16 protein-coding genes and 1 pseudogene are annotated in these 20,375 nt (G+C 52.8%); 10 read left to right on the top strand and 7 right to left on the bottom strand.

From position 1 onward, the window contains the following. Window positions 1–2,845: pseudogene (locus O3S68_RS20170) on the top strand (hemagglutinin repeat-containing protein); the annotation flags it as partial. Window positions 2,846–3,669: 824 nt separating this feature from the next. Beyond that, a complete protein-coding gene (locus tag O3S68_RS20165; RefSeq protein WP_269232328.1) occupies window positions 3,670–4,365 on the top strand; it encodes a hypothetical protein in 696 nt (231 codons plus the stop codon). A 206-nt stretch (window positions 4,366–4,571) separates the two neighbouring features. Here O3S68_RS20165 and O3S68_RS20160 read toward each other — a convergent pair whose 3' ends face one another. Further along, a complete protein-coding gene (locus tag O3S68_RS20160) occupies window positions 4,572–5,258 on the bottom strand; it encodes a hypothetical protein (protein WP_269232327.1) in 687 nt (228 codons plus the stop codon). A gap of 599 nt (window positions 5,259–5,857) precedes the next feature. Here O3S68_RS20160 and O3S68_RS20155 point away from each other — a divergent pair. Both O3S68_RS20155 and O3S68_RS20150 read left to right on the top strand, forming a co-directional pair. Then, window positions 5,858–6,034 carry a hypothetical protein gene (locus O3S68_RS20155; protein ID WP_269232326.1) on the top strand — a complete coding sequence of 59 codons (177 nt, stop codon included), beginning with the start codon at window positions 5,858–5,860 and terminating at the stop codon, window positions 6,032–6,034. A 121-nt stretch (window positions 6,035–6,155) separates the two neighbouring features. Continuing rightward, window positions 6,156–6,776 carry a DapH/DapD/GlmU-related protein gene (locus O3S68_RS20150; protein ID WP_269232325.1) on the top strand — a complete coding sequence of 207 codons (621 nt, stop codon included), beginning with the start codon at window positions 6,156–6,158 and terminating at the stop codon, window positions 6,774–6,776. A gap of 5 nt (window positions 6,777–6,781) precedes the next feature. Here O3S68_RS20150 and O3S68_RS20145 read toward each other — a convergent pair whose 3' ends face one another. Continuing rightward, window positions 6,782–8,134 (bottom strand): MFS transporter, encoded by a 1,353-nt coding sequence (locus O3S68_RS20145; RefSeq protein ID WP_269232324.1) that lies wholly within the window; start codon window positions 8,132–8,134, stop codon window positions 6,782–6,784. A 129-nt stretch (window positions 8,135–8,263) separates the two neighbouring features. Between O3S68_RS20145 and O3S68_RS20140 the strand changes: the two genes are divergently transcribed. Then, entirely contained in the window at window positions 8,264–9,172 is a 909-nt protein-coding gene (locus O3S68_RS20140; protein ID WP_269232323.1) for a LysR substrate-binding domain-containing protein, read from the top strand. Window positions 9,173–9,240: 68 nt separating this feature from the next. Here the strand turns inward: O3S68_RS20140 and O3S68_RS20135 are convergent, their stop codons facing one another. Together O3S68_RS20135 and O3S68_RS20130 are read right to left on the bottom strand one after the other, a co-directional pair. After that, window positions 9,241–9,789 (bottom strand): flavodoxin family protein, encoded by a 549-nt coding sequence (locus O3S68_RS20135; RefSeq protein WP_017457750.1) that lies wholly within the window; start codon window positions 9,787–9,789, stop codon window positions 9,241–9,243. 53 nt (window positions 9,790–9,842) lie between these two features. Continuing rightward, complete coding sequence (locus tag O3S68_RS20130) at window positions 9,843–10,274, bottom strand: DoxX family protein (RefSeq protein WP_020456378.1); 432 nt, start codon at window positions 10,272–10,274, stop codon at window positions 9,843–9,845. 167 nt (window positions 10,275–10,441) lie between these two features. Between O3S68_RS20130 and O3S68_RS20125 the strand changes: the two genes are divergently transcribed. Beyond that, window positions 10,442–10,840, top strand: a complete 399-nt coding sequence (locus O3S68_RS20125; RefSeq protein ID WP_269232322.1) for a winged helix-turn-helix transcriptional regulator — start codon at window positions 10,442–10,444, stop codon at window positions 10,838–10,840. A gap of 16 nt (window positions 10,841–10,856) precedes the next feature. Here the strand turns inward: O3S68_RS20125 and O3S68_RS20120 are convergent, their stop codons facing one another. Then, window positions 10,857–11,867, bottom strand: coding sequence for an alpha/beta hydrolase (locus tag O3S68_RS20120; protein WP_269232321.1), 1,011 nt, complete (start codon window positions 11,865–11,867; stop codon window positions 10,857–10,859). Window positions 11,868–12,159: 292 nt separating this feature from the next. Here O3S68_RS20120 and O3S68_RS20115 point away from each other — a divergent pair, with 292 nt between their 5' ends. Genes O3S68_RS20115 through O3S68_RS20105 form a run of 3 tightly spaced genes read left to right on the top strand, consistent with a single transcriptional unit; the run spans window position 12,160 to window position 18,111 of the window. After that, window positions 12,160–13,518 (top strand): hypothetical protein, encoded by a 1,359-nt coding sequence (locus O3S68_RS20115; RefSeq protein ID WP_269232320.1) that lies wholly within the window; start codon window positions 12,160–12,162, stop codon window positions 13,516–13,518. Next, entirely contained in the window at window positions 13,515–15,407 is a 1,893-nt protein-coding gene (locus tag O3S68_RS20110; protein WP_269232319.1) for a hypothetical protein, read from the top strand. Before O3S68_RS20115 ends, O3S68_RS20110 begins: the two co-directional genes overlap by 4 nt. Beyond that, window positions 15,397–18,111: a DEAD/DEAH box helicase gene (locus O3S68_RS20105; RefSeq protein ID WP_269232318.1), complete on the top strand. Its 2,715-nt coding sequence runs from the start codon at window positions 15,397–15,399 to the stop codon at window positions 18,109–18,111. Before O3S68_RS20110 ends, O3S68_RS20105 begins: the two co-directional genes overlap by 11 nt. 10 nt (window positions 18,112–18,121) lie before the next feature. Here the strand turns inward: O3S68_RS20105 and O3S68_RS20100 are convergent, their stop codons facing one another. Continuing rightward, entirely contained in the window at window positions 18,122–18,367 is a 246-nt protein-coding gene (locus O3S68_RS20100; RefSeq protein WP_020456384.1) for a zinc ribbon domain-containing protein, read from the bottom strand. Between the two features lie 150 nt (window positions 18,368–18,517). On the opposite strand from O3S68_RS20100, the gene O3S68_RS20095 reads away from it, so the two are divergent. Next, on the top strand, window positions 18,518–19,555 hold the full coding sequence (locus O3S68_RS20095) for a hypothetical protein (protein WP_269232317.1): 1,038 nt from the start codon (window positions 18,518–18,520) through the stop codon (window positions 19,553–19,555). Window positions 19,556–20,084: 529 nt separating this feature from the next. Here the strand turns inward: O3S68_RS20095 and O3S68_RS20090 are convergent. Beyond that, window positions 20,085–20,360: a hypothetical protein gene (locus O3S68_RS20090; RefSeq protein ID WP_269232316.1), complete on the bottom strand. Its 276-nt coding sequence runs from the start codon at window positions 20,358–20,360 to the stop codon at window positions 20,085–20,087. Window positions 20,361–20,375 lie beyond the last annotated feature (15 nt).

Below are 20,375 nucleotides of genomic sequence, written 5' to 3'. Positions count from 1 at the left end.
GGTGATCAACGAGCAGGTGCGTCAGCAGGGCACCGAGATCGCCAGCGGCACTAACACGGTGATCCTCGCCGGACGTGATATGAACGCCGAAGCCGCGCAGGTTAACGCGAAAGGCAATATCGGCGTGCAGGCCGGACGCGACATCAATCTGACCACCACCACCGAAAGCGATTATCACTACAAGGAAGAGACCAAAACCAAAAAAGGTTTCCTGAAAAAAACCACCACCCACACTATCTCCGAGCAGAACGCCACCCGTGAATCCGGCACGCTGCTCAGCGGCGATAACGTGACGGTGAAATCCGGCAATGACCTGCTGGTGAAAGGTTCATCCGTGGTGGGCGATGGCGATGTGGCGCTCAGTGCGGTGCATAACGTAGATATCACCGCCGCCACCAACACCGACTCGAACTGGCAGTTTAAAGAGAAGAAAAAGAGCGGCCTGATGAGCTCCGGTGGGATCGGTTTCACCATCGGTTCCAGCAAAACCAAACAGGATCTGAAAGAGAAAGGCACCACCCAGAGCCAGAGCATGAGCACCGTGGGCAGTAACGGCGGCGATGTGACGGTCACTGCGGGTAATCAACTGCATGTTGGCGGCTCAGACCTTATTGCCAAAAACGATCTCGCCCTGAGCGGCGACAGCGTGGTGGTCGATCCGGGTCACGACAAACGCACCACCGATCAGAAATTCGAGCAGAAAAGCAGTGGACTGACCGTTGCACTCACTGGTGCTGTGGTGGACGCCGTCAACAACGCAGTGACGACAGCGCAGGCCGCATCGAAGCAAAGTGATTCCCGGCTGGCTGCATTGCAGGCCACTAAATCGGTGCTTTCAGGTTACCAGGCGGTTCAGGGTAAAGAGATGGCGGATACGACGGGTGAACCCGATTCCGGTATCCACGTCAGCATCTCGCTGACCACGCAAAAATCAAAATCTGAACAGCACCAGGTATCCGATCAGGTCAGCGGCTCGACGCTGAATGCCGGTAATGACCTGACAATTAAAGCTAACGGGAAAAAGCACGAGGCAAACAGCGGCGATATCGTGATTGCCGGCAGCAGTATGAAGGCAGGTGGCGACACCAGCCTGGATGCAGCGCGGGATATCCTTCTGACAGGCGCCGCCAACACGCAGAAAACTACCGGGAGCAACAGCAGCAGCGGCGGTGGAGTTGGCGTCAGCTTTGGGGTTGGCCAGGGTGGCGCGGGTCTGAGCGTCTTTGCCAATGTGAATGCGGCGAAGGGCAACGAGAAGGGTGACGGCACGAACTGGACTGAAACCACGCTGGACAGCGGTGGCAAGGTGTCCTTACGCAGCGGGCAGGATGCATCACTAATCGGCGCGCAGGTCAGTGGTGATCAGGTGACGGCGGATATAGGGCGCAACCTGACGGTCACCAGTCTGCAGGACAGCAATAACTACGACTCGAAACAGAGCAGTATCAGCGCGGGCGGCAGTTTCACCTTCGGCAGCATGACGGGTTCCGGCTATATCAACTTTAGCCAGGACAAAATGCACAGCACCTTCGACAGCGTTGCAGAGCAGAGCGGGATTTTTGCCGGTAAAGGTGGCTTTGATGTCACGGTCGGCAACCATACCCAACTCAATGGCGGGGCAATTGGCAGCACGGCTACAGCAGATAAAAACAGCCTTGATACCGGTACGCTTGGCTACGGCAACATTATCAATAAAGCAGATTACAAAGTTTCGCACTCCGGCGGTGGCTTCAGCTCTTCAGGTAACCTGATGGGGCAGGGTGCGATCAACGCTGCCAGTACGCTTATGTCCAGTGTCGGGAGTTCCGGACATGCAAGCGGTACTACCGAGGCTGCGGTTTCAGAGGGCTCAATTGTGGTTCGCGACACGGCGAACCAGCATCAGGATGTCAGCGGGCTGCAAAGAGATGTGACGAAGGCCAACGACGCCATTAGTCCCATCTTCAATAAAGAGAAAGAGCAGAATCGCCTGCAGGCCGTGCAGATGGTCAGCGATATCGGTAATCAGGTGGCCGATATTGTGCGCACGCAGAGCGACATCGATGGACTGAAAGCGGCGATGGCCAAAACCGGCACGTCGCTTGAGGGGCTGCCTGAGAAAGAGCGTATGCAAAAACTGGCGGAATTACGTAATACGCCAGAGTACAAACACATTGCCGAAAACACCGGTACCGGCAGCGATGTGCAGCGCGCGATCACCGCAGCTACCGCCGCTGTCAGTGGGCTGGCGGGCGGCAATATCAATGCTGCACTCGCGGGAGCCGCTGCGCCATATATTGCCAGTGAAATCGGTAAAAATATCACCGAAAACAACACAATGGCAGGGATTATGGCCCATGCTGTGGTCAACGCCGTGCTGGCAAAAGTGCAGGGTCAGGATGCTCTGGTCGGTGCATCTGGCGCGGTAGTAGGTGAAGCGACGGGGATACTTCTTGCAAAGCAGGTGTACGGTAAAGATCCTTCGCAGTTGACTGAAACAGAGAAACAGACCATTGCAGCATTGTCGACGCTGGCATCGGGTCTCGCGGGCGGATTGATAGGCGACAGCACAGAAACGGCAACTGCAGCGGCTAAGGCCGGGAAAACGACGGTTGAGAATAATTATTTATATGCAGATGAAGATAAAGCGAAGACGGATTTAGAACGCAAACTTCCTTACTTGAAAGGGGAGGAAAAGGAGAAGGCGCAAGCGGAGATTGATCGCTGGAAGGAGCTTAGCGAGGCGCGTAATAAAGCTATTGATGCCGCTTGCCACCAACTTACATCAGAGCAATGTGGCTTCATGAGAAAAGAGCTTGCCTTAGCAGGACAGTCCTATGAAGGCACTCTGAAAAAGGATGACCCTTATTACAATTACCTGCTGAATAAGTATAAAGATCAGTATGATGGTCAGAAGGAAGTTATCTCTCTACAGTTTGAGCTGGCAGTAAAAGATGCGAAAGCCTTTGAGGAATTTAAGGCTCAAAATTTAGCGACAGGTCTGTCTATAAGTATAGAAGCCGCCAGGATGTTGGTTCTTCTGGAACATGGAGCTAACTCAGCGCTGACTCTTGCAGCTACTGCGGTTGGCATGAAAGCACCTGCTGGGGTTGATATAAAATCGCCATCTTTGATCGAATCCGAAACAGCGGCACTAGAACGGATTAAACAGAATGGCCTAAACACGGTTAATTTAAATAACAAAGAACCCAATACTGTATATAACCAGCAGCTAGCGAAAGAAGCCGAAAAGGCAGGATTCTTATCTGCTCCGCAGGCTGGGGGAACGTTAAATATAGGCGCAGGAAATAGACCGATCTCAGGTGCATACAACATATCGAGTCCGGACTATCCTATGGCAAATGGTGTTCATGCCGGAGATGCGAATGACCTGTCACAGATAGCTTCAGGCTCGCAAAGTAAGATCGTTATGGAGAATCCGTATGGTTTCGAGCCTTTTGGTTCTGAAATTCAACGAGTATTAGCTTCTGATGGGGTGGTTTTGGTGACGGGAACCTGGAGTAATCCGGAAATAAGAAATATTGAAAAAATAGCCACAAAAAATGGATTTATATTAACCGAGAAAAAAATTTTGCAAAATTCAGGTTATACTCAGTCTGATGGCATAACACCAATTAATAATAAAACTGTAACTGAATATAGTTTTAAACGTAAATGAGAGGGGCAGTAATGAATTACAATATCAATATCACTGACGGGTATCCGGCTTTGCTTAACCTGGATAATACTTCTGGGTTGTATTCTTACTTTGCGATAGATCCCTGTGGTGAGACTGACAAAATCGTTGTGAGTGTAGAAAACCTTGAAATAAACGCTGATAAAGACCTTTGGTGTAGTCATGCCATTGCTGAAAATCCTAAAGGAGTAATTGCTAAATTTGCTGACAGGTATGATGGCGAGGATTCAGTAGCATCATTCTTATTGAGAAGAGCAAAAATAGTTGCCGAAGGGGATGTCACATATTGTGTATGTCTCGATAATGGGATAGAAAAAACTTATCACACTCTTCCCGTATCTTTTTCTACTGGGAGTAAATATGTTTGGCTATCTGGAAAGAGTTTGGATTACACGGATTCCAATATAGGATTGTATATATTTTTCTCGGGTCGTTTAAGTCTTCAGTTTGATGACCGAGATGTTCTATTGCAGATGCAGGATTTTAAAAGCACTTTCAATATTGATGAGGTTAAAATAATTAACAAATCACAAGAGATATTCAATAAGCAAAGGGATACGTCCATTAAATATGATGTCTTTAATAATAAAAAGTCGCCTTTCTTTGATTTCGATTTCCTTATGAGATATTTTGAGCATACAGAATATGTTAATATAGCATTGAGAGATTTTCATGGCGACCTTAATTAGTTAAGGCTTCTATATATGCACGATCACTGGTTTTTACTATTAGAAATAAAATTAATATAAGTCTGCAATTTTTAAATAACTATTCTGCATAATATGTAGTTAAGGATGCCGAATTGAATCGGCAAACGGAAGCGTAACATGCTGATAGTGGTCAACATTGCGCAACGTTGACCACTATCACAAAAGCTGAACAGGCTAAGCCTATGTCAGCGAAACCTCACACTGTGCAAAACCTTATCAATTTCATCTTTGCTGGCCTGGCTCGTGGTGTTATAGGAGACGGTCAGTACTGCTGTTTTCTCATCAAGTGGGATTTGATAGTTCTTCATTTCCCAGTCGTCATTGTCGAGGATACCTTTGCGATGAAACTCAGCAAGAAAAGCGGGAGCGCCATTAACACTGGACAGGGAGCAGGAAACAGCACTGGTTAGCTCGCTGTTGATCTTTTTCAAAGCTGGCGCTATTGAGGAGGTGATCACCTCACACACATCATCGACGTCACTTCGGCTGAAGTGGCGCAAATCATCGCTTTCGATCATGTTATCGGTAAAAACCACTTTTACTGTCGCGGTGTTTAGCTTGCCTTCTCTATTTGCATTCGCTGAAAGTGACAGGTTTTTTTCACTCTGCGGAACGCCGGTTACAGACGCGCTAACTTTTTCTATTTCTTTGGCTTGTTCTGCTGACATCAACACCCATGCTTCAGGCAGTTCAAGGCTCAGTCCATAACCTGCCTGATAGCGTTTGTAGCCTTCATGAGGCGTATCAACAGCTGTTACTGGCGGGGTTACATCTTCTTTTATTTTATTGTCATCATTCGCAATGAAGAAAATAACCTTAACGACAATAAATAACGCAACCAGCAGTAATAGCCATTTTATTCTAATCATCATTTTTCCCTGTATTCATAATACATTGCCTTTGAGTAATATCTTATAAGCTTAAGAATAATGCGGCAACTGCATGACTTATCGCGGGTAAATATAGGCGCTGCTAGGTGTAACGTCTCAGTGTTTATGCATAGCCCACTACAAATAGTAGGGCGGGGTGCAAATGGGGGAGGGTACGCCTCACTATAATATGGCTGGTATCGCGCGTTTTTTCAGTAACGTTTGTGGCGCCTGACTTTGCTATCCCTTGTCCTTATGCGAGCGGTGATCTGCCAGGGAAAATAGTTAACACGCTTTAAAATATCGGGCTGGAGCAATGCTGCTGGCTACGCAGCATGACGAAATAATGTTCATTGCGATGATCACTATTATTTCAACGAACACGGCTTTAATAATAAACCATGCATGCCAACTTCTGGCTTTACCATGGAAAAAGTTTGTTGTTTTGTTGATTACAAGGTCGTTTAGCGCTGCGAGCCGTACTTATGCGCAAAATGATAAAGAGGCTGCGTTGACGCTTTGAGTGGCAAAAAGGTGCTTCTGCCAGCACCAGCGGCCTGAATAATTGAAGCGAGTACGCTGCGGAAAACGGCGCGGGTAAGATGCGGGAACTGGTCGATCAGTTTCTGGCGTGTCAGTCTGCCTCTCATCAGGGAAATAACATCAAACTTAATCCGATGAAAAGCATCGGGTTGTATCACCGCAACGCGTTTGAGCTGCAGGTGCGGGATTATGTTCTGCATCCGAAACGTAGCTGGATGCAGGACAACGCGAAGTAACACTTATCGCTCAATGATATTAAGCCGCTTTGGTGTCGCTTTGTTTTCCCCGCCATACCCGTCATTTTCCCTACACAGAACCGGCATACAGTAGCGCGAGCTGTCATGAGGGAAACCACCGATGAAGCTCGTAAAACTCGCCGAAACCTGGATAGATCCCAGCGTGCGCATACGCGAATGCAAAATTGGCCAGCAGTGTGAAGTGCTGGCCAACAGCCTGATGGAGTACGCCACGCTGGGGGATTTCTCCTACCTGGGGGAATACTGCACCGTCGCCGATGCGCAGATCGGTAAATTTGTGGCGATCGCCAACAACGTGCGTATCGGTGCGCCCAATCATCCGATGGAACGCCCGTCGCAGCATCGCATCACCTACTGCCCCGAGTACTACTCTGCCAGCGCCACGCGCGATCACGACTTTTTTGCACGTCGCCGTGGCGACGGCGTCATCATTGGCAATGATGTTTGGATCGGCCATGCGGCTATTGTGTTGCCTGGCGTCACCGTGGGTGATGGTGCGGTGATCGCCGCCGGTGCGGTAGTGAGTAAAAATGTCGCCCCTTACACCATCGTCGGCGGTGTCCCGGCAAAAACGATCCGCTTACGCTTCGCGCCGCACATCGGCCATCAGTTGCAGCAAATTGCCTGGTGGGACTGGCCGCTGGAGACCATCATCGAGCGGCTGGCTGATTTTCAGGATGAACGTATCGACGCGTTTTGCGAGAAGTGGAGTAAGTCGTAACCGCGCTATTGGTGCTCTCGTGCGCAGAGTGCGATCACCATTCCCGCCACTGCTGCGCCGCACAGCAGATGAAACACGGTTGACCACGCGGTTAAATCCGGCTTTGCGCCCAGCAGCACGGAAATGATCGCGAGCATCATCGCTCCGGCGATGTACTGGCTGGTAATCATCAGCGCACTGGCGCGACCCTGCTGGTGCGCTGGCACTGCCGTTAACCCCACGGCGAACATTGCCGGGTAAACCAATCCGTGGCCAATACCACTCAGCGCAATGCCGAGCATAAACGCGGGCGAGAGCGGGGCTTGCAGCGAAATGGCCAGCAGCCACATGCCGAGCGCGGCGCTGGCAAATCCTGCCATTAGCACTTTTGCGCTGGCATAACGCGCCGTTAGCCGGGTGTAAAGCGCGTTGCCCGCCACAATCAGCAGCGCCAGTGGCGTAAACAGCAGTCCGGTGGTGACGGCATCGAGCTGTAATGTCTGTTGCCACAACAGTGTCATGGCGTAGAACTGGCTACCGACGCTCGCCATATAACAGGCGCTGCTCAGCCAGCCACTTTGTAAGCCTGGCAGATTGCGCAAGGTGCGTGATAACAGCGGCTTCGGGGCAACGCATTCATGCAAAATAAACAGCAACAACATCGCCGCCGCCAGCCGGTTGGCGAGAAAATCCGCCGCGCCCGTTTCGCCATAGCGCATTAACGCCCATACCAGCGCGCCAGCAGCCATGCAGCCAACCAGCGCACCAACGCCGGAGCGTGGCGTTTCACGTTGTGGGATCAGGTGTTGAAAATCGCGCTTCACCCGCCACAGCGCGAGCAAGCCTGGCGGCAGGTTGATAAAAAAGATCGCCCGCCAGCTTAGCGTTGTCAGTACGCCGCCGAGCACCACGCCCGCCACCAGCCCGAGTGCGCCAATCGCACTCCAGATTGCCAGTGCGCGGCGGTGCGACTCTCCGTGAAAGCGTTGCCCGATCAGCGCCAGAACCGCTGGTTGTAGTAGCGCGGCGGCGACGCCTTGCCCTGCGCGGGCAACCAGCAACAGTTCACCACTGTATGCCAGTCCGCCGAGGGCGGACGCCAGTAAAAACAGCGCCATGCCGGCGCTGTAAATGCGCCGAGCGCCAACGCGATCGCACAAATTTCCGCCAAGCAACAGCAACGCGGCGAAGGTCAGGCCGTAGAGCGACACCACCCACTGCATCGCGCTAAGCGAGAGCTGTAAATCGTGCGCCAGCGTCGGTAGCGCAACGTAGACGATGGCGTAATCCAGCGCGATCAGCGCCTGGGCGATGCCGGGAGCCAGCAGCGCAAAACAGCGTGTTGAGGTGGGCGCAGCCAGTGCGTTGAGTTGCGTCATGGGTTTTTCCTGTTAATCTGCAAAGGGTGAATAATTTTCATGATTGCTTCAGATGCATAACAGGCTACGCCTTGCTTTGCTGGCAAGGCAAAGTCATATTTCTCAGCAAAAGATGAGTTAAATTCAGCTATGCGCACACGCCGTTTACCGCCGCTTTCCGCTATACGCGCTTTTGATGCCGTTGCCCGCCATGCCAGTTTTAAAGCGGCGGCGGAGGAGATTGGCGTGACGCCAACGGCAATTAGTCATCAGATCCGCGTGCTGGAGGCGTCTTTGAACCAACGGCTTTTTAACCGTTCGGCGCGCGCTGTCACCTTAACGGCTGCCGGAGAGATCCTGTTTCGTGCTTCAGGGAATATGTTTGCCACGCTGCGCGAAGCGGTTGATGCCATCGACAGTGCCAGTCTGCCGGGGGCGTTAACGCTAAGCACCACCTCCAACTTCCTGACCAACTGGCTGGTGCCGCGCCTTCCTTCGCTGCATCAGCGACATCCTGAACTGGAGCTGCGTCTGCACAGCAGTACCGACCTGGTGGATGTGCGCGGCGCAATGGCTGACTGCGCGATCCGTTACAGCATGCAGGCCGACGAGACGCTGGATAACACATTGTTGTATCGCGATCGCTTTGTGCTGGTCGCCAGCCCGCAACTGGCGCTCAAGCGCCCGCAAGATCTGGTGGGCTTAACGCTGTTTCATATCGAAAACCGCCATGTCCCGACGCCGGAGCCCGACTGGCAACACTGGCAAGCGGCGTTTGGTCCGGCAGATTTACCGGTGCAGTCCGGCATTCGATTTGATGATGAGACGCACGCGATTCAGGCGGCCATCGCCGGGCAGGGCGTGCTGCTCGCTAGCGAGTTACTGATCCAGAATGCGCTGACACAAAAGCTGCTGCGCATCGCGTTGCCCGGCAAAGTACCCGGCGGGAATTATTACTTTGTGACCAGCCGCGAGAAAGCGCAACGGCAAGATGTGCAGCAGTTTAAACAGTGGGTGCAGGGGGAGTTTGCTGCCCTGAGCATTTCGACAGAACATTAAAAAGATGCTGTAAATATCTACAAAAAAGCCAGGTTTCCCTGGCTTTCTCTTATTAATTACCAAAAAACTCAGTTAAACCGGCGAGCGATATCCGCGACGCGTTGGCCGAATTTCACTGCGGTATCCAGATCGCCGGAGGCGATTTGGTCTGCGCCGGCATCAGAGGGAGACTGCACCAGCAAGCCAACGGAGCCGCCGAGGTTGTTGATATCCTGGCGCGTTGCGGCCAGCGTATTCGCGGGCAGCAAGCCCAGGCTTACCCAGATGCCGCCATGCTGTGAGGCCAGCGTTTGCAGGTATTGCAAAGACACTTGTTTGTCGCCGTTCAGGCTGGCGCTGTTGCTAAAACCGGCGAAAACTTTATCCTGCCAGGCGCGGGTGAACCATGCTTTTGAACTGGCGTCGGCGAATTTTTTAAATTGCCACGGTACGCCGCCCATATAGGTTGGCGCGCCGAAAATGATCGCTTTTGCGTCATTCAGCAATTGCCAGTCGCTCTCCTGAATATCGCCGTTATTATCAATAACAATAAGCTGTGCGTTGGCGCCTTCTGCCACTTTCTCCGCCACTGCTTTGGTGTGGCCGTAGCCGGAATAATAGATCACAACCGTAGACATAATTTTCCCCTATCGAAGAGAGATGTCGTACAAACCAGTTTGCACGACCACCATCATTTTTCTTTCCCGGCAAACAGGGTGTATTTCCCCGCGCCCAAAAACATAATGCTTAAACCACCCAGGAAATAGAGCGCCTCGCTTTCCAGACCCCAAGCGCCAACATTGGTCAGGGTAAAGAATTTCCCCATGCCGACCAGTAATGTGGCGACCAGAATATTGAAGGCGTAAATAAACGCCGCCTGGCGAGTAAACAGACCAATAATAATCAGCACTGGCGTAATGATTTCGCCAATGAATACGCCGTAAGCAATAAAACCCGGCAAGCCCTGCGCCACCAGCATGTCGGAAATCCAGCCGATGCCATGTTGCACTTTGGCCACGCCGTGGAACAGCATCAACACACCAAATGTCAGACGCAACAGCAGCTTGCCAAATTCCGGGTGCGTGGTGAGACTGAGAAACGCCTTGTTCAGCCGGGTAATCATCCTTTTATTCCTCACTATTGCGCAGGAGAACTTTTGCCATTTCTGGCACCTTAGTATCAAATAGAAACTTAGGCTTTGAGTTATACACATCCGGTTCCGGTTGCGGAAGAAGGCACTCCAGGGGCACTACGTTTCCTCAAGGAAACCTACTACGAGAGTTTGTCGTTATGATTAAGCCGTCCATTCCTTACGATATCTACGATAACCGCTGCCCGACGCGCGATATGCTGGCACGCCTGGCGGATAAATGGGCGCTACTGGTGCTGGCGCGGCTGGAAAATGGACCGATGCGTTTTAACGGCCTGAAGCGGGATATTCGCATGATCAGCCAAAAGGTGCTAACCCAGACGCTGCGCAAACTTGAGCGCGACGGCATTATCGCCCGCCAGGTGTTTTACACCGTGCCGGTGTCGGTGGAGTACAGCCTGACGCCACTGGGCCGCACGCTGACGGAAACCGTCTCCGTGCTGGCGCACTGGGTAGAGCACAATATGGATGCGGTGCTGGCCGCGCAGGCGGCGTATGACGAGGCGAACCCGGCCAAAATAAAAGAACCCACCGCGTAAGGTGGGTTCGTGGGGCTTATTGCAGGTGGGTGCGCAGTTCGTGTGCGGCCTGTGATAAGGCGGTGCGCACGGTGGGTTCTTCGCTGAGTGCGTTCAGCAAGCCGTAGTCGTGGATCATGCCGTTATAGCGGGTGACCGTCACCGGCACGCCTGCAGCATCCAGTTTACGACCAAATGCTTCACCTTCATCACGCAGCACGTCCAGTTCGGCGGTCTGAATCAGCGTCGGCGGCAGGCCTTTCAACTGCGCGCTGCTGGCTTCCAGCGGGGAAGCGAGGATGTTGCGGCGGTCGCTCTCTTTGGTGGTGTAGTTATCCCAGAACCATTTCATCATGTTTTTGCTGAGGAAATAGCCGCTGGAAAACTGGTTATAGGAGCCGGTTTCAAAGCGCGCGTCGGTAACCGGCCAGAACATCACCTGGTAACGAATCGCTGGTGTGTGATGTTCTTTGGCCTGCAAGGCAACGGCAGCGACCATATTGCCGCCCACGCTGTTACCAGCCAGCGCCAGGCGTGAACCATCAACGCCAATCTCTTTGCCATGCTCGGCAACCCAGCGGGTCGCTTCATACGCCTGATTAATCGCAACCGGGAAGTGCGCTTCCGGTGATGGCGTGTAGTTTACAAACACTGCCGCTGCGCCGGATTCAGTCACCAGATCGCGAACTAAACGTTCATGAGTTGGATAGTCGCCCAGCACCCAGCCACCGCCGTGGAAGAACATAAACACCGGCAAGGTTCCGGTTGCGCCTTGTGGTTTAACGATGGTCAGTTTAAGCGGTTGGCCGTTAACGGTGATGGTTTTCTCCGAGACATCGGCTGGCGGCAGTTTCGCGCCCTGCTGGGCGCCAATCAGCACCTGGCGGGCATCGTGCGGGGAAAGTTGTTCAATCGGTTTGCCGCCGCTGCTGTTCAGCGCGGAAAGAAATTTCGCCACCCCCGCGGTCGGTGTTGGCGCATCGGCGGCCCAGGCGGTGGAAACGCTGGAGGCAACTAAACTCATGGCAATCAGTAATGAACGTGACATCTTATCTCCCTTGCGATTGTATCGCGTGCTATTTAGTTGGTTGTGTTAAGTGCCGTTGTGTCCGGCTGTGGAGTGCAATTTAAATAGTGCGCTATTTGATTGCAAGCTAAATTTATAAAATTAATGCGCGATAACGTTTTACTGATTGATTTTTAAAAGATTAAATTTGCAGGACGCGTGGTGTAAGACGCGGAAGAACGCCCGCCTGCCTGTAAAGTACCAAAGATGAGGATGTCATGGAGCAGGTAAAAAGAGGATAATAACTGCCTGTTTTTCCTTAAATAAAATTTTAATGAATCTTCAGCGTTTTATTACGGAATATGACGAATCACTCAGCGGTGAATTGAATATTGATCCTCTTGGTCAATTGATTGTCTGGTCCTCTTTCGGGCAGCAGATTTTTCGCAACCGTATTAGTTCAGTCGCCAATGATGTTCGTCACTACACACTCAATCTGCTTCACCATTATGTTATTCGCAGCGTTCTCGGCGACGATAAAACACAGCTCGGCGACGCATTACAAAAAATCTATGGCGGCAAAAACGATGTAAAACTGACGCACGCCTGTTTGATTTTCTTAGAGAATATTTACACCTTATCGATGTGCGATAGCCAGAGCAAAAAGGGTGTTGTCACCACCGGCGTGCTGGGCATCGTTAAAGCCCGCAAACTATTCGCAGATTTTAATAATCCCCCGCTTATTTTCGGCCACGGATCGGATAGCCAACTGCTGACCCAGCAATTATTTCTCGGCACCAACGGGCGTTATAAAACGCCGATGATGAATATGCACTTCTTCGATCAAAAATATCATTATCAGTTGGCAGAAGGCATATCCGCATGGGAACAGGCCGGGCAATTTATTTTGCAAACACCGCAGCTAAAAACGCTTTTTCGCCTGTTATGCGATGCATTGCAAATGCAGCTTGGCGTGCGCCTCAAACGGGATCTGACGCTTCACTTTGCCGATATCGATAAAAAACTCACCCAGGCGTATGTCCAGGCGTTTCGCTCGTCGGAATATGTGGGTAACTACGCCAGGGATTTCTGGTTTGAGATGACCCGCTTACGCGAAGGCGCTAGCGGTGCGCTGTATCACGCCCTTGAACAGGCGAAGGAAAAGCAACCTGCAGCAGATATTTATCACCGGGCGCTGCGTCTTAGCCATAACGAAGCCGATCGCCGGTTGTTGCGCCATATCGTGCATGTTGAACCTTATCTGGCGGCGATTGATCTGTTATTTGCCGGGATTTGGCAGCGTAAAAAACAGACATTAGAGGATATTCGCCAGTTCTGGGCGCAGCGTGGGCTGGATGATCATACGTTACCGAAACGAGCTGAACAGGTGATAAACGATAAGACGCTGCTGCCCGCACTTTCCGGCACGGCGCATACCCGCCTTGAACGTTTGTTGCATGTTGCGCAGGCACCTTCTGTTGCTGCGCAAACCATTGAATTACTCAAATATCATGAGTATGTGATGCAAAGCCGCGGCCAGCTACCATGGATAACGCTTACTGGCGAAACGCTAACGTTGCAGGTTCCTGCGCGTCCGATGCATGAGGATCGCAAGAATGATGACTGGGTGAATGGGTATTACATCCCGCAGTTCCGCTATATGCTGAAAGGGTTGTGTGGAGAAGAAAAGTGAAATTAATCAACGAACTGAAAGCGCAGCTGGCGACGCTTGGCGAGATCAAACGGGTTTGGCTGACCAGCTTTAATATCAATATCAGTTTTATTGAAACGCACCTGCTGCCTGCGGTGCTGGGCCTGGAAGAGCCGCCGAAAAACCGCAGCGAGTTTGAACGTCTGCAATTCGATCTCACCCGCAAAAAGATCGATTTTCGCATCTATTGCGATAAGCGTCTGATAACCCAGGAGCAGCATAAGCGCACCTCCATCGCGGTGCTGCCAGTGTCCGTGCGACAGATTGCGCCGCATCTGGATGCCCGCAACAGCCTCTTTCACCCCAAAGTGCTCTATATCGAGGATATCCACGGCGATATTATCCTCGGGGCGGGCAGCGCGAACCTGACACTCAGCGGTTGGGGGCGCAATCAGGAAGCGGTCGATTTTCGCCGTGTCAGTACCAACAAGCAGTACCAGCAGATTAAGTCCTTTTTTACGCTGGTAGACCCGAATATTGTTGTCGACGACGCATTTCCGGTGCGGCGGAAATTTTCCCATGACGATCCTGACTGGGATTTTATTCATTCCCTCTCCGGTCCCTCGTTGCTAAAAGCGTTGGCAAATGGCGACACCATTAAAAAACTCTCCGTCTGGTCGCCTTACCTGGCCGCAGATTTAGCGGGTTTTATCGGATCCTTATCCCATGCTTTTGGTAACCCGGCGCTGAGCGTCGATCTGGTACCCGACCTGGCGCACGGGCGGTTTTTGCGCACGCCAGGCGGGGAGGAGGTGGAAGCCTTGCGCCAATCCGGTCAGTTACGTCTGTGTAAAAACCCGCTGGAGCGTGACGAGCGCTCAGAACTCACTCACGCCAAAATCTGGCTGGCGACAGGAAAAACGTCGGCCCGACTGGCGATCGGTTCCTGGAATTTCACCGCGCCGGGTTGTAGCAGTCTGACTGTGGGCAAGCAAAGCAGTCACTGGAATATTGAAGCGGGCATTGTGCACAGCGTTGCGCCAAAAAACACCATTGTCGGTGAACCTCTGAATAAAGACGTCGGGTTTGCCAGCGCGGTGTTGCTTGAGGAAGAAAGGTTACCGGATTTCGAACAGTTACCCTTTGATTTACAGGTGCAATTTGACTGGCGCTCTGCCCGCTATCGTGTCAGTGGAGAGTGGTTCGACGGCAAACCCAGCGAGCAATACTCTCTGCGCTTACCCGGTCTTTTACAAGAGGTTCCCCTGCGCTGGCGCGGTAAGTCGCTGATTGCGTTGCGCGATCTGGTTGCCGAACAGCCAGATGAGGTGTTAACCCAGCACTTTTATACCGTCATCCGCCCCGGCGAGGCGGACTGGCAGGGCATTATTCATGAAGTGGGGCAGGCGTTTCGCCGGGTGAACGGTTTTGACTCGCTGCACGATCTTCTGAACAGCTATATCAGTGATGTTGATCCGCAGGACAACGACGCGGTGCGCCTGCGTGAAACACTGCGCGATGGTGATTCGGCAGAGGATGCGCCGCTGGAGGAAAAGCCGCAGGTGCAGACCAGCACCACCAGCTATTTCCGCCTTTTCTACGCGCTGGAAAAACGCCGCGAACAACTCGAAGCCCTGAACGATGATGCCTCGCTGCACTACTGGCTGTTTACCTGTCCTGGCTGTTTGCTCGAGCTGGTGGAGAAAGTGCGTGAACATCTCGCCGCGCAACCGGGAACGCTGTTTGGCTGGTTTATGGCCAACGAGGTGCAAAGCCTCTGCCAGCTGGCGAAAAAGCGCTACCGCAAAAAGAGCCTCGCCGCCCACGCGTGGCCGAAGCTTGTCATCGACATTCCGCCATTACCGGTGAAAGGAAAACAGCGCCAGCAGTACCTCGACGCAATAAAGCAAAGGTGTGGATATGAAGCCTGATAACTGGAAAGCCATCACGCCGCAGGCGGTGGCGGAAAAGATGAGTTTTGACGCCTCGCAGGACAACTGGCAATACGATGCGCAGGAGTCTTCAATGGCTGCGCGTCAGGCCGAGGGTGTCGCCGGGCTGTGGAACATTCTGGCGAAACGTCGGCTGGCGTTGCTGGCAGATGAAGTGGGGATGGGCAAAACCTTTCAGGCGATTGGTGTGATGCTCCAGCTCTGGCATAAAAAGCCCGATGCGAAAATCCTCATCCTCGCGCCCAATAAAGACATTTGCCTGCACTGGAAACGGGAATACAAAACCTTTTTGCTGCATCACTATCGCGCTAAAAATTCGAAAATTTGTAATGCGCAAAGGGAGCCGGTGCACGAGGCGCGCATTTTCACAAGGTTGCCCGAGCTGGAGCAGGATATCCGCGAATCACGGGGCAATTTTTACCTGACCACCATTCACTCGCTCAGCGGGCTAGTGCCGGAGTGGGAGAAAAAAGAGCAGAACGTGCAGGAGCGCGCCGCGCGCCAGGCCGGGAAAATCCATGCGCAGATTAAAGCCACGCTGGGCGAACAGGGATTTGATCTCATCATCATTGATGAGGCGCACTACTTTCGTAACCGCGATGGCAAATCCCAGCGCGCGGCGGCGGCGAAGCGCTTTTTTGGCGAGGACGATAACCGCTTAGGGCAGCGAACATTATTACTCACCGCGACGCCGAATCACTCTTCATCGCGTAATGTCGCCGATATTTTGCGTTACTTCGTCGATCCGGACGCGATTAGCCCCGACGGCGACGCCAAAACGCTGTTAAAAACCTTTGCCATTCGCCGCCTGCGACAAATGCAGGGAAAGGGCGTAACCAACAATAAATATAACTACCGCCATGAGCAGGCGACGGCGGCGGATTTTACCGACAACCCGGATGCGGAACTCTTTTTCGCCCTCTACCAGCGCGAACTGGTAAAGACGCTGGGCGCAAAAGGTGAGCGCCGCCAGTTCCAGTATGGCTATCTCGAAGGGTTTGAGTCGACGGGCATTGTGGCAAAAGAGGACAGCGAAAGTGGTGAAGAGAATTCGGACGATATGGCGAAAGACGCCTTTCACCAGGCACCGGACTCACGCTTGCTGGCAGAGCTGACGCAAGCGTTTCAGGATATCTACCACCGCTTTCCGGATCACCCGAAATATGGCGCGCTGGTTAAACAGTGCGTGCCTGAACAGTTGTTTACTGCACCACGCCCGCTGTATCGCGATAAACACCTGGTGTTTGTGCGCCGCATCCCCTCGGTGCGTGAAATCACCCAGCGCGTTAATGCCGAATATGACGAGCTGATGGCGCAGGAGATAATCGCTGCCTGGGGCGTTGAATCGCCGGATGAGACGCTAAAAGCATGGCGCAAAAGCGGCTGGTCACGTAAATATTTCAATCGCTTAACGCAGGCGGCGCACGTGCTGCAGGAGGCGTCAGAGTTCATTGATGACGAAGCGGAAAGTAGTGACGACGATGAGGAGCTCAACGAGCGCAAGCAAAATGAGCTGAAGCTCTCATCGAAAATCGCCGATCTGTTTGTCGTGAAAAAAAACGGTGAGAAACGAACCGATTGCACCAACGTGAGCCAGCGTTTTCGTCGGGCCGAAAGCCTGTTCTCGCTGTTTCTGGAACCCGCGGCGGATTATTGCTGTGCGCAATATGCCACCTATTACCGGCTTACCGATCGCCAGCGCGATAACTTTGGCGATGCGGCGCGCGATGTTCGCCTGCAAACATGGCCCACCGCGCAGCCTCTTGCGCGTAGCGAAAAGGTGCAAGAAAACCGTTATGAGCAGCCGCTGCAAACGGCCTGGGGGATGATGTTTCCGCTATTGCCCGCGCATTGTCAGCAGCAGCTTCGCCACTGGCAGGCAAGCAATCCGGCGATTGTGGAAAACCTCGCCAACTACCTGAAAACGGGCTACATCTTCGCCAGCCCGGTAATGATTGAACTCTACTGCTGGTTTATCCGCTTTAGCCTCCAGAGCACCACGTCGGATGTGCAAAAGCGTTACCGTGATTTTACCGCCAGCATTGCCGATAAACTGCCGGGATCGTTACTGCTGCGCTATTTCACCAATGGCATTGAAACCTTCGAGGCGATGTGTGAAAAAATCACCGATCACCCGCTGGCCGACTGGAAGACACCGTGGCGGGAACTGACCAGCCTCTCAAGCCCGACGTGGTACGCCAGCGGTCAAACCGATAACCGGCAACGCTTGATCCTCGGGTTCAACAGCCCCTTTTATCCCAACGTGTTGGTGGCAACGTCCGTGTTTCAGGAAGGGGTGAACCTGCATTTGCAGTGCAACCAGGTACATCATTACGGGATTGCCTGGACACCCGGCGACAACGAGCAGCGCGTAGGGCGCGTCGATCGGCTGTTTGGCCGCGTCAACCATCTGCTAAAAGAGCACGGCACCACCGAACTGCGCATTCACTACCCTTATCTCGCGCAGTCGCTGGATCAGGATCAGCTCGCTGCATTTATCCAGCACAAACGTAACTTTGAAGCGAAGCTCGATGCCTGCGATTTTGATCAGTTCAGCCGCGAGATCAATCTCAACGACGAAACCGGCGATTGGGAGGCGGCGCTGCGCAAACCCCAGGCCGACCTGAAACCGGTCGATCCTTATCCGGCGGCATTTGCCGGGGCAACAGACCCGGCAAAGTAAGGGGGAGTTATCAGGCCCTGTCAGCCCAGGCGGGCATTGACGTCAGGTAACGAACGGCGCGTTTACGTGCTTCTTCGTTGCCGACGTGCTGCCAGGAATCCAGGTACTGTGCAAGGCCGGAAACGGCCTCTTCCCAGGATTTCAGCTGGCCTTCGCTGTCGGTACACCAGACACAATATTTATCGCTGGGGCCACGGGCTTCCGGTGCGGATAGCGGCATTCCGCAGGAGTGGCAGTGAGATTCGGTGTGAGACATGGTGTGCTCCTTGTCAGTGAGTTGAGCGATAAAGATACCGAAGCGGGTGGCGAGAAACTGTTCAACTGCTCATAAAGGCAGATTATTTTTAGGGTTATGGTGGGCTGCATGGTGTTTTACACTTTTCGTTCACTTGGCAGGGAGAATGGCATGACAGATTACTGGTGGAAGGATCTTCGCGATCGCAATGAGAGCTGGCAGGGGCTGGAACTGATGGTGCGTGAAGGCGACGGTCAGGCAATGGAGATGCAAAGCGGGCACAACGGGCGCATGGCGTTACAGGTCAACGGCAAGACGCTGTTCTGGGCCACCATGCTCAACGATCACTCCGGTGTCTGGCTGGTGTTTAATGCCGATCATCCGGCTCAGCAACTGCTGTTGCCTGCCATCTCTTCTGCCGATGTGGAAAGCGCCAAACGCGCAGGCGAAGCGAACTGGATAAGCCACTGGTGTCGTTATTTTGCCCGCCAGTTGATGGAGGCACCCACACCGCTGTTGGCACCGCGCCGCTGGTTGCTGCGCCCAATGGAACAAGTCAAACCGACAGCACCGTATGTGCTGAATAAGCCGCTACCGTTTGCGCAGTGGCGGTTTCATACGCCTGCCAGCAGCGCGCAAATCAGCGTCAACTGGTCGCTGTGGAGTGAGGATTTCCCCGATCTGCAAAACCCGGAAAAGGTGACATTTGTCGACTGGTGGTGGAACGGTCATCTGCTGCTGGCGCGTTACCCGGTGGAGCCAGACAGCGGGCGCGTAAAGTGGTGGCGCAAGAAATGCCGCGAAGGCGAGCTGCCGCCGATTCTGGTGTGGTTTATCGCCGGGCTGGCGTCGTTTGTCATTCTCGACGGGCACGATCGTTTGCAGGCGGCGCTGGCAGAAGGCATTCAGCCGCAGTTTCTGGTGCTCAGTGAACTCAGCGAACAGCGTTATACACCCGATGAAGAGACGCGGGAGCGGGTGCTGCGCGCGCTGGCTATCCAGCAGGAGAAGTGCAAAAAAACCGGTGCCAATATTGATGCAATGAACCAGTCGCTGCTGAACCTGTATGACACCCGTTATCTTTACGCCCCGACACATAGCCGCGCGGTACTCGGCGATGGCAAAGGCTGGGAACGCGACGTCACCAGCTATCTGCAGCGTCACCAGTTAGCGGCATATTTAGACAAAATTCTGGCGCGGGAAGAGTAAGGCGGAAACGCCAGCCGTTTTAGTATTCACAGGGGCTGGCGTGTGAGTAAATGCTTACTGGGGGCATTAGCCCCCCGGGTTTTGAATACACTTACTGCGATGATTTTTAAAACCCACGCACTTGCCAGTTTCAGGATCGACATAGTACTGAATCGGCGTCGGGAGAAATAATTCATGGAATGGAGCATCCGGAGAAGGAGCATGGTTGGTGCTAATTTGCCAATATTGCGCCCCCTCTATTTCCACAAGTTCTGCTAAATGAAAGTTATAGTCCCAGCAATTTTTGAATTTTTTTAAGTGCGTAGGCTTTGGCGGCTTCTATTGCTTGTTTCTCATCAATCATTGTTGAACACCATAGTAAACGTTATACATCGACCCACCTACAGTGACCGGACCAGGTAAAATACCTGCGGTTTCGTGGCGCAGCGCGGTATAGGTTATTTGGTAGCCATTACCGAGAGGAAACCGGAAACCTTGCAAAATATATTGTGCGAATAAATGCTTCTTACTGGGGCTAGCTCAATACTTATCACCGATTGCGCTGGCTAATCTGTTTATCCCGATGGGTTTTATACCCGACGCACTCCCCGGTGTGTGGATTGACGTAATACCGAATCGGCGAGGGCAAGATTTGCTCATAGAATGGCGTGCCAGGCGGTGAAGCCAGGTTGGTGTTAATTTCCCAATACTGAACACCGTCGAGCTCTACAAGAGCCGCAAGGTGCATATCATAGTCCCAGGAGTTGATGAAATTTTTTAACGCGTACGCTTTCGCGGATTCAATAGCTGCTTTCTCATCAATCATGGCTGGATAACGCCC

The sequence above is a fragment of the Kosakonia sp. SOY2 genome (genome assembly GCF_027109175.1).
In the GTDB taxonomy this organism is placed as follows: Bacteria; Pseudomonadota; Gammaproteobacteria; order Enterobacterales; family Enterobacteriaceae; genus Kosakonia.
The sequence above is the reverse complement of the archived record's forward strand: the minus strand, read 5'-3'. Positions and strand labels throughout refer to the sequence as shown.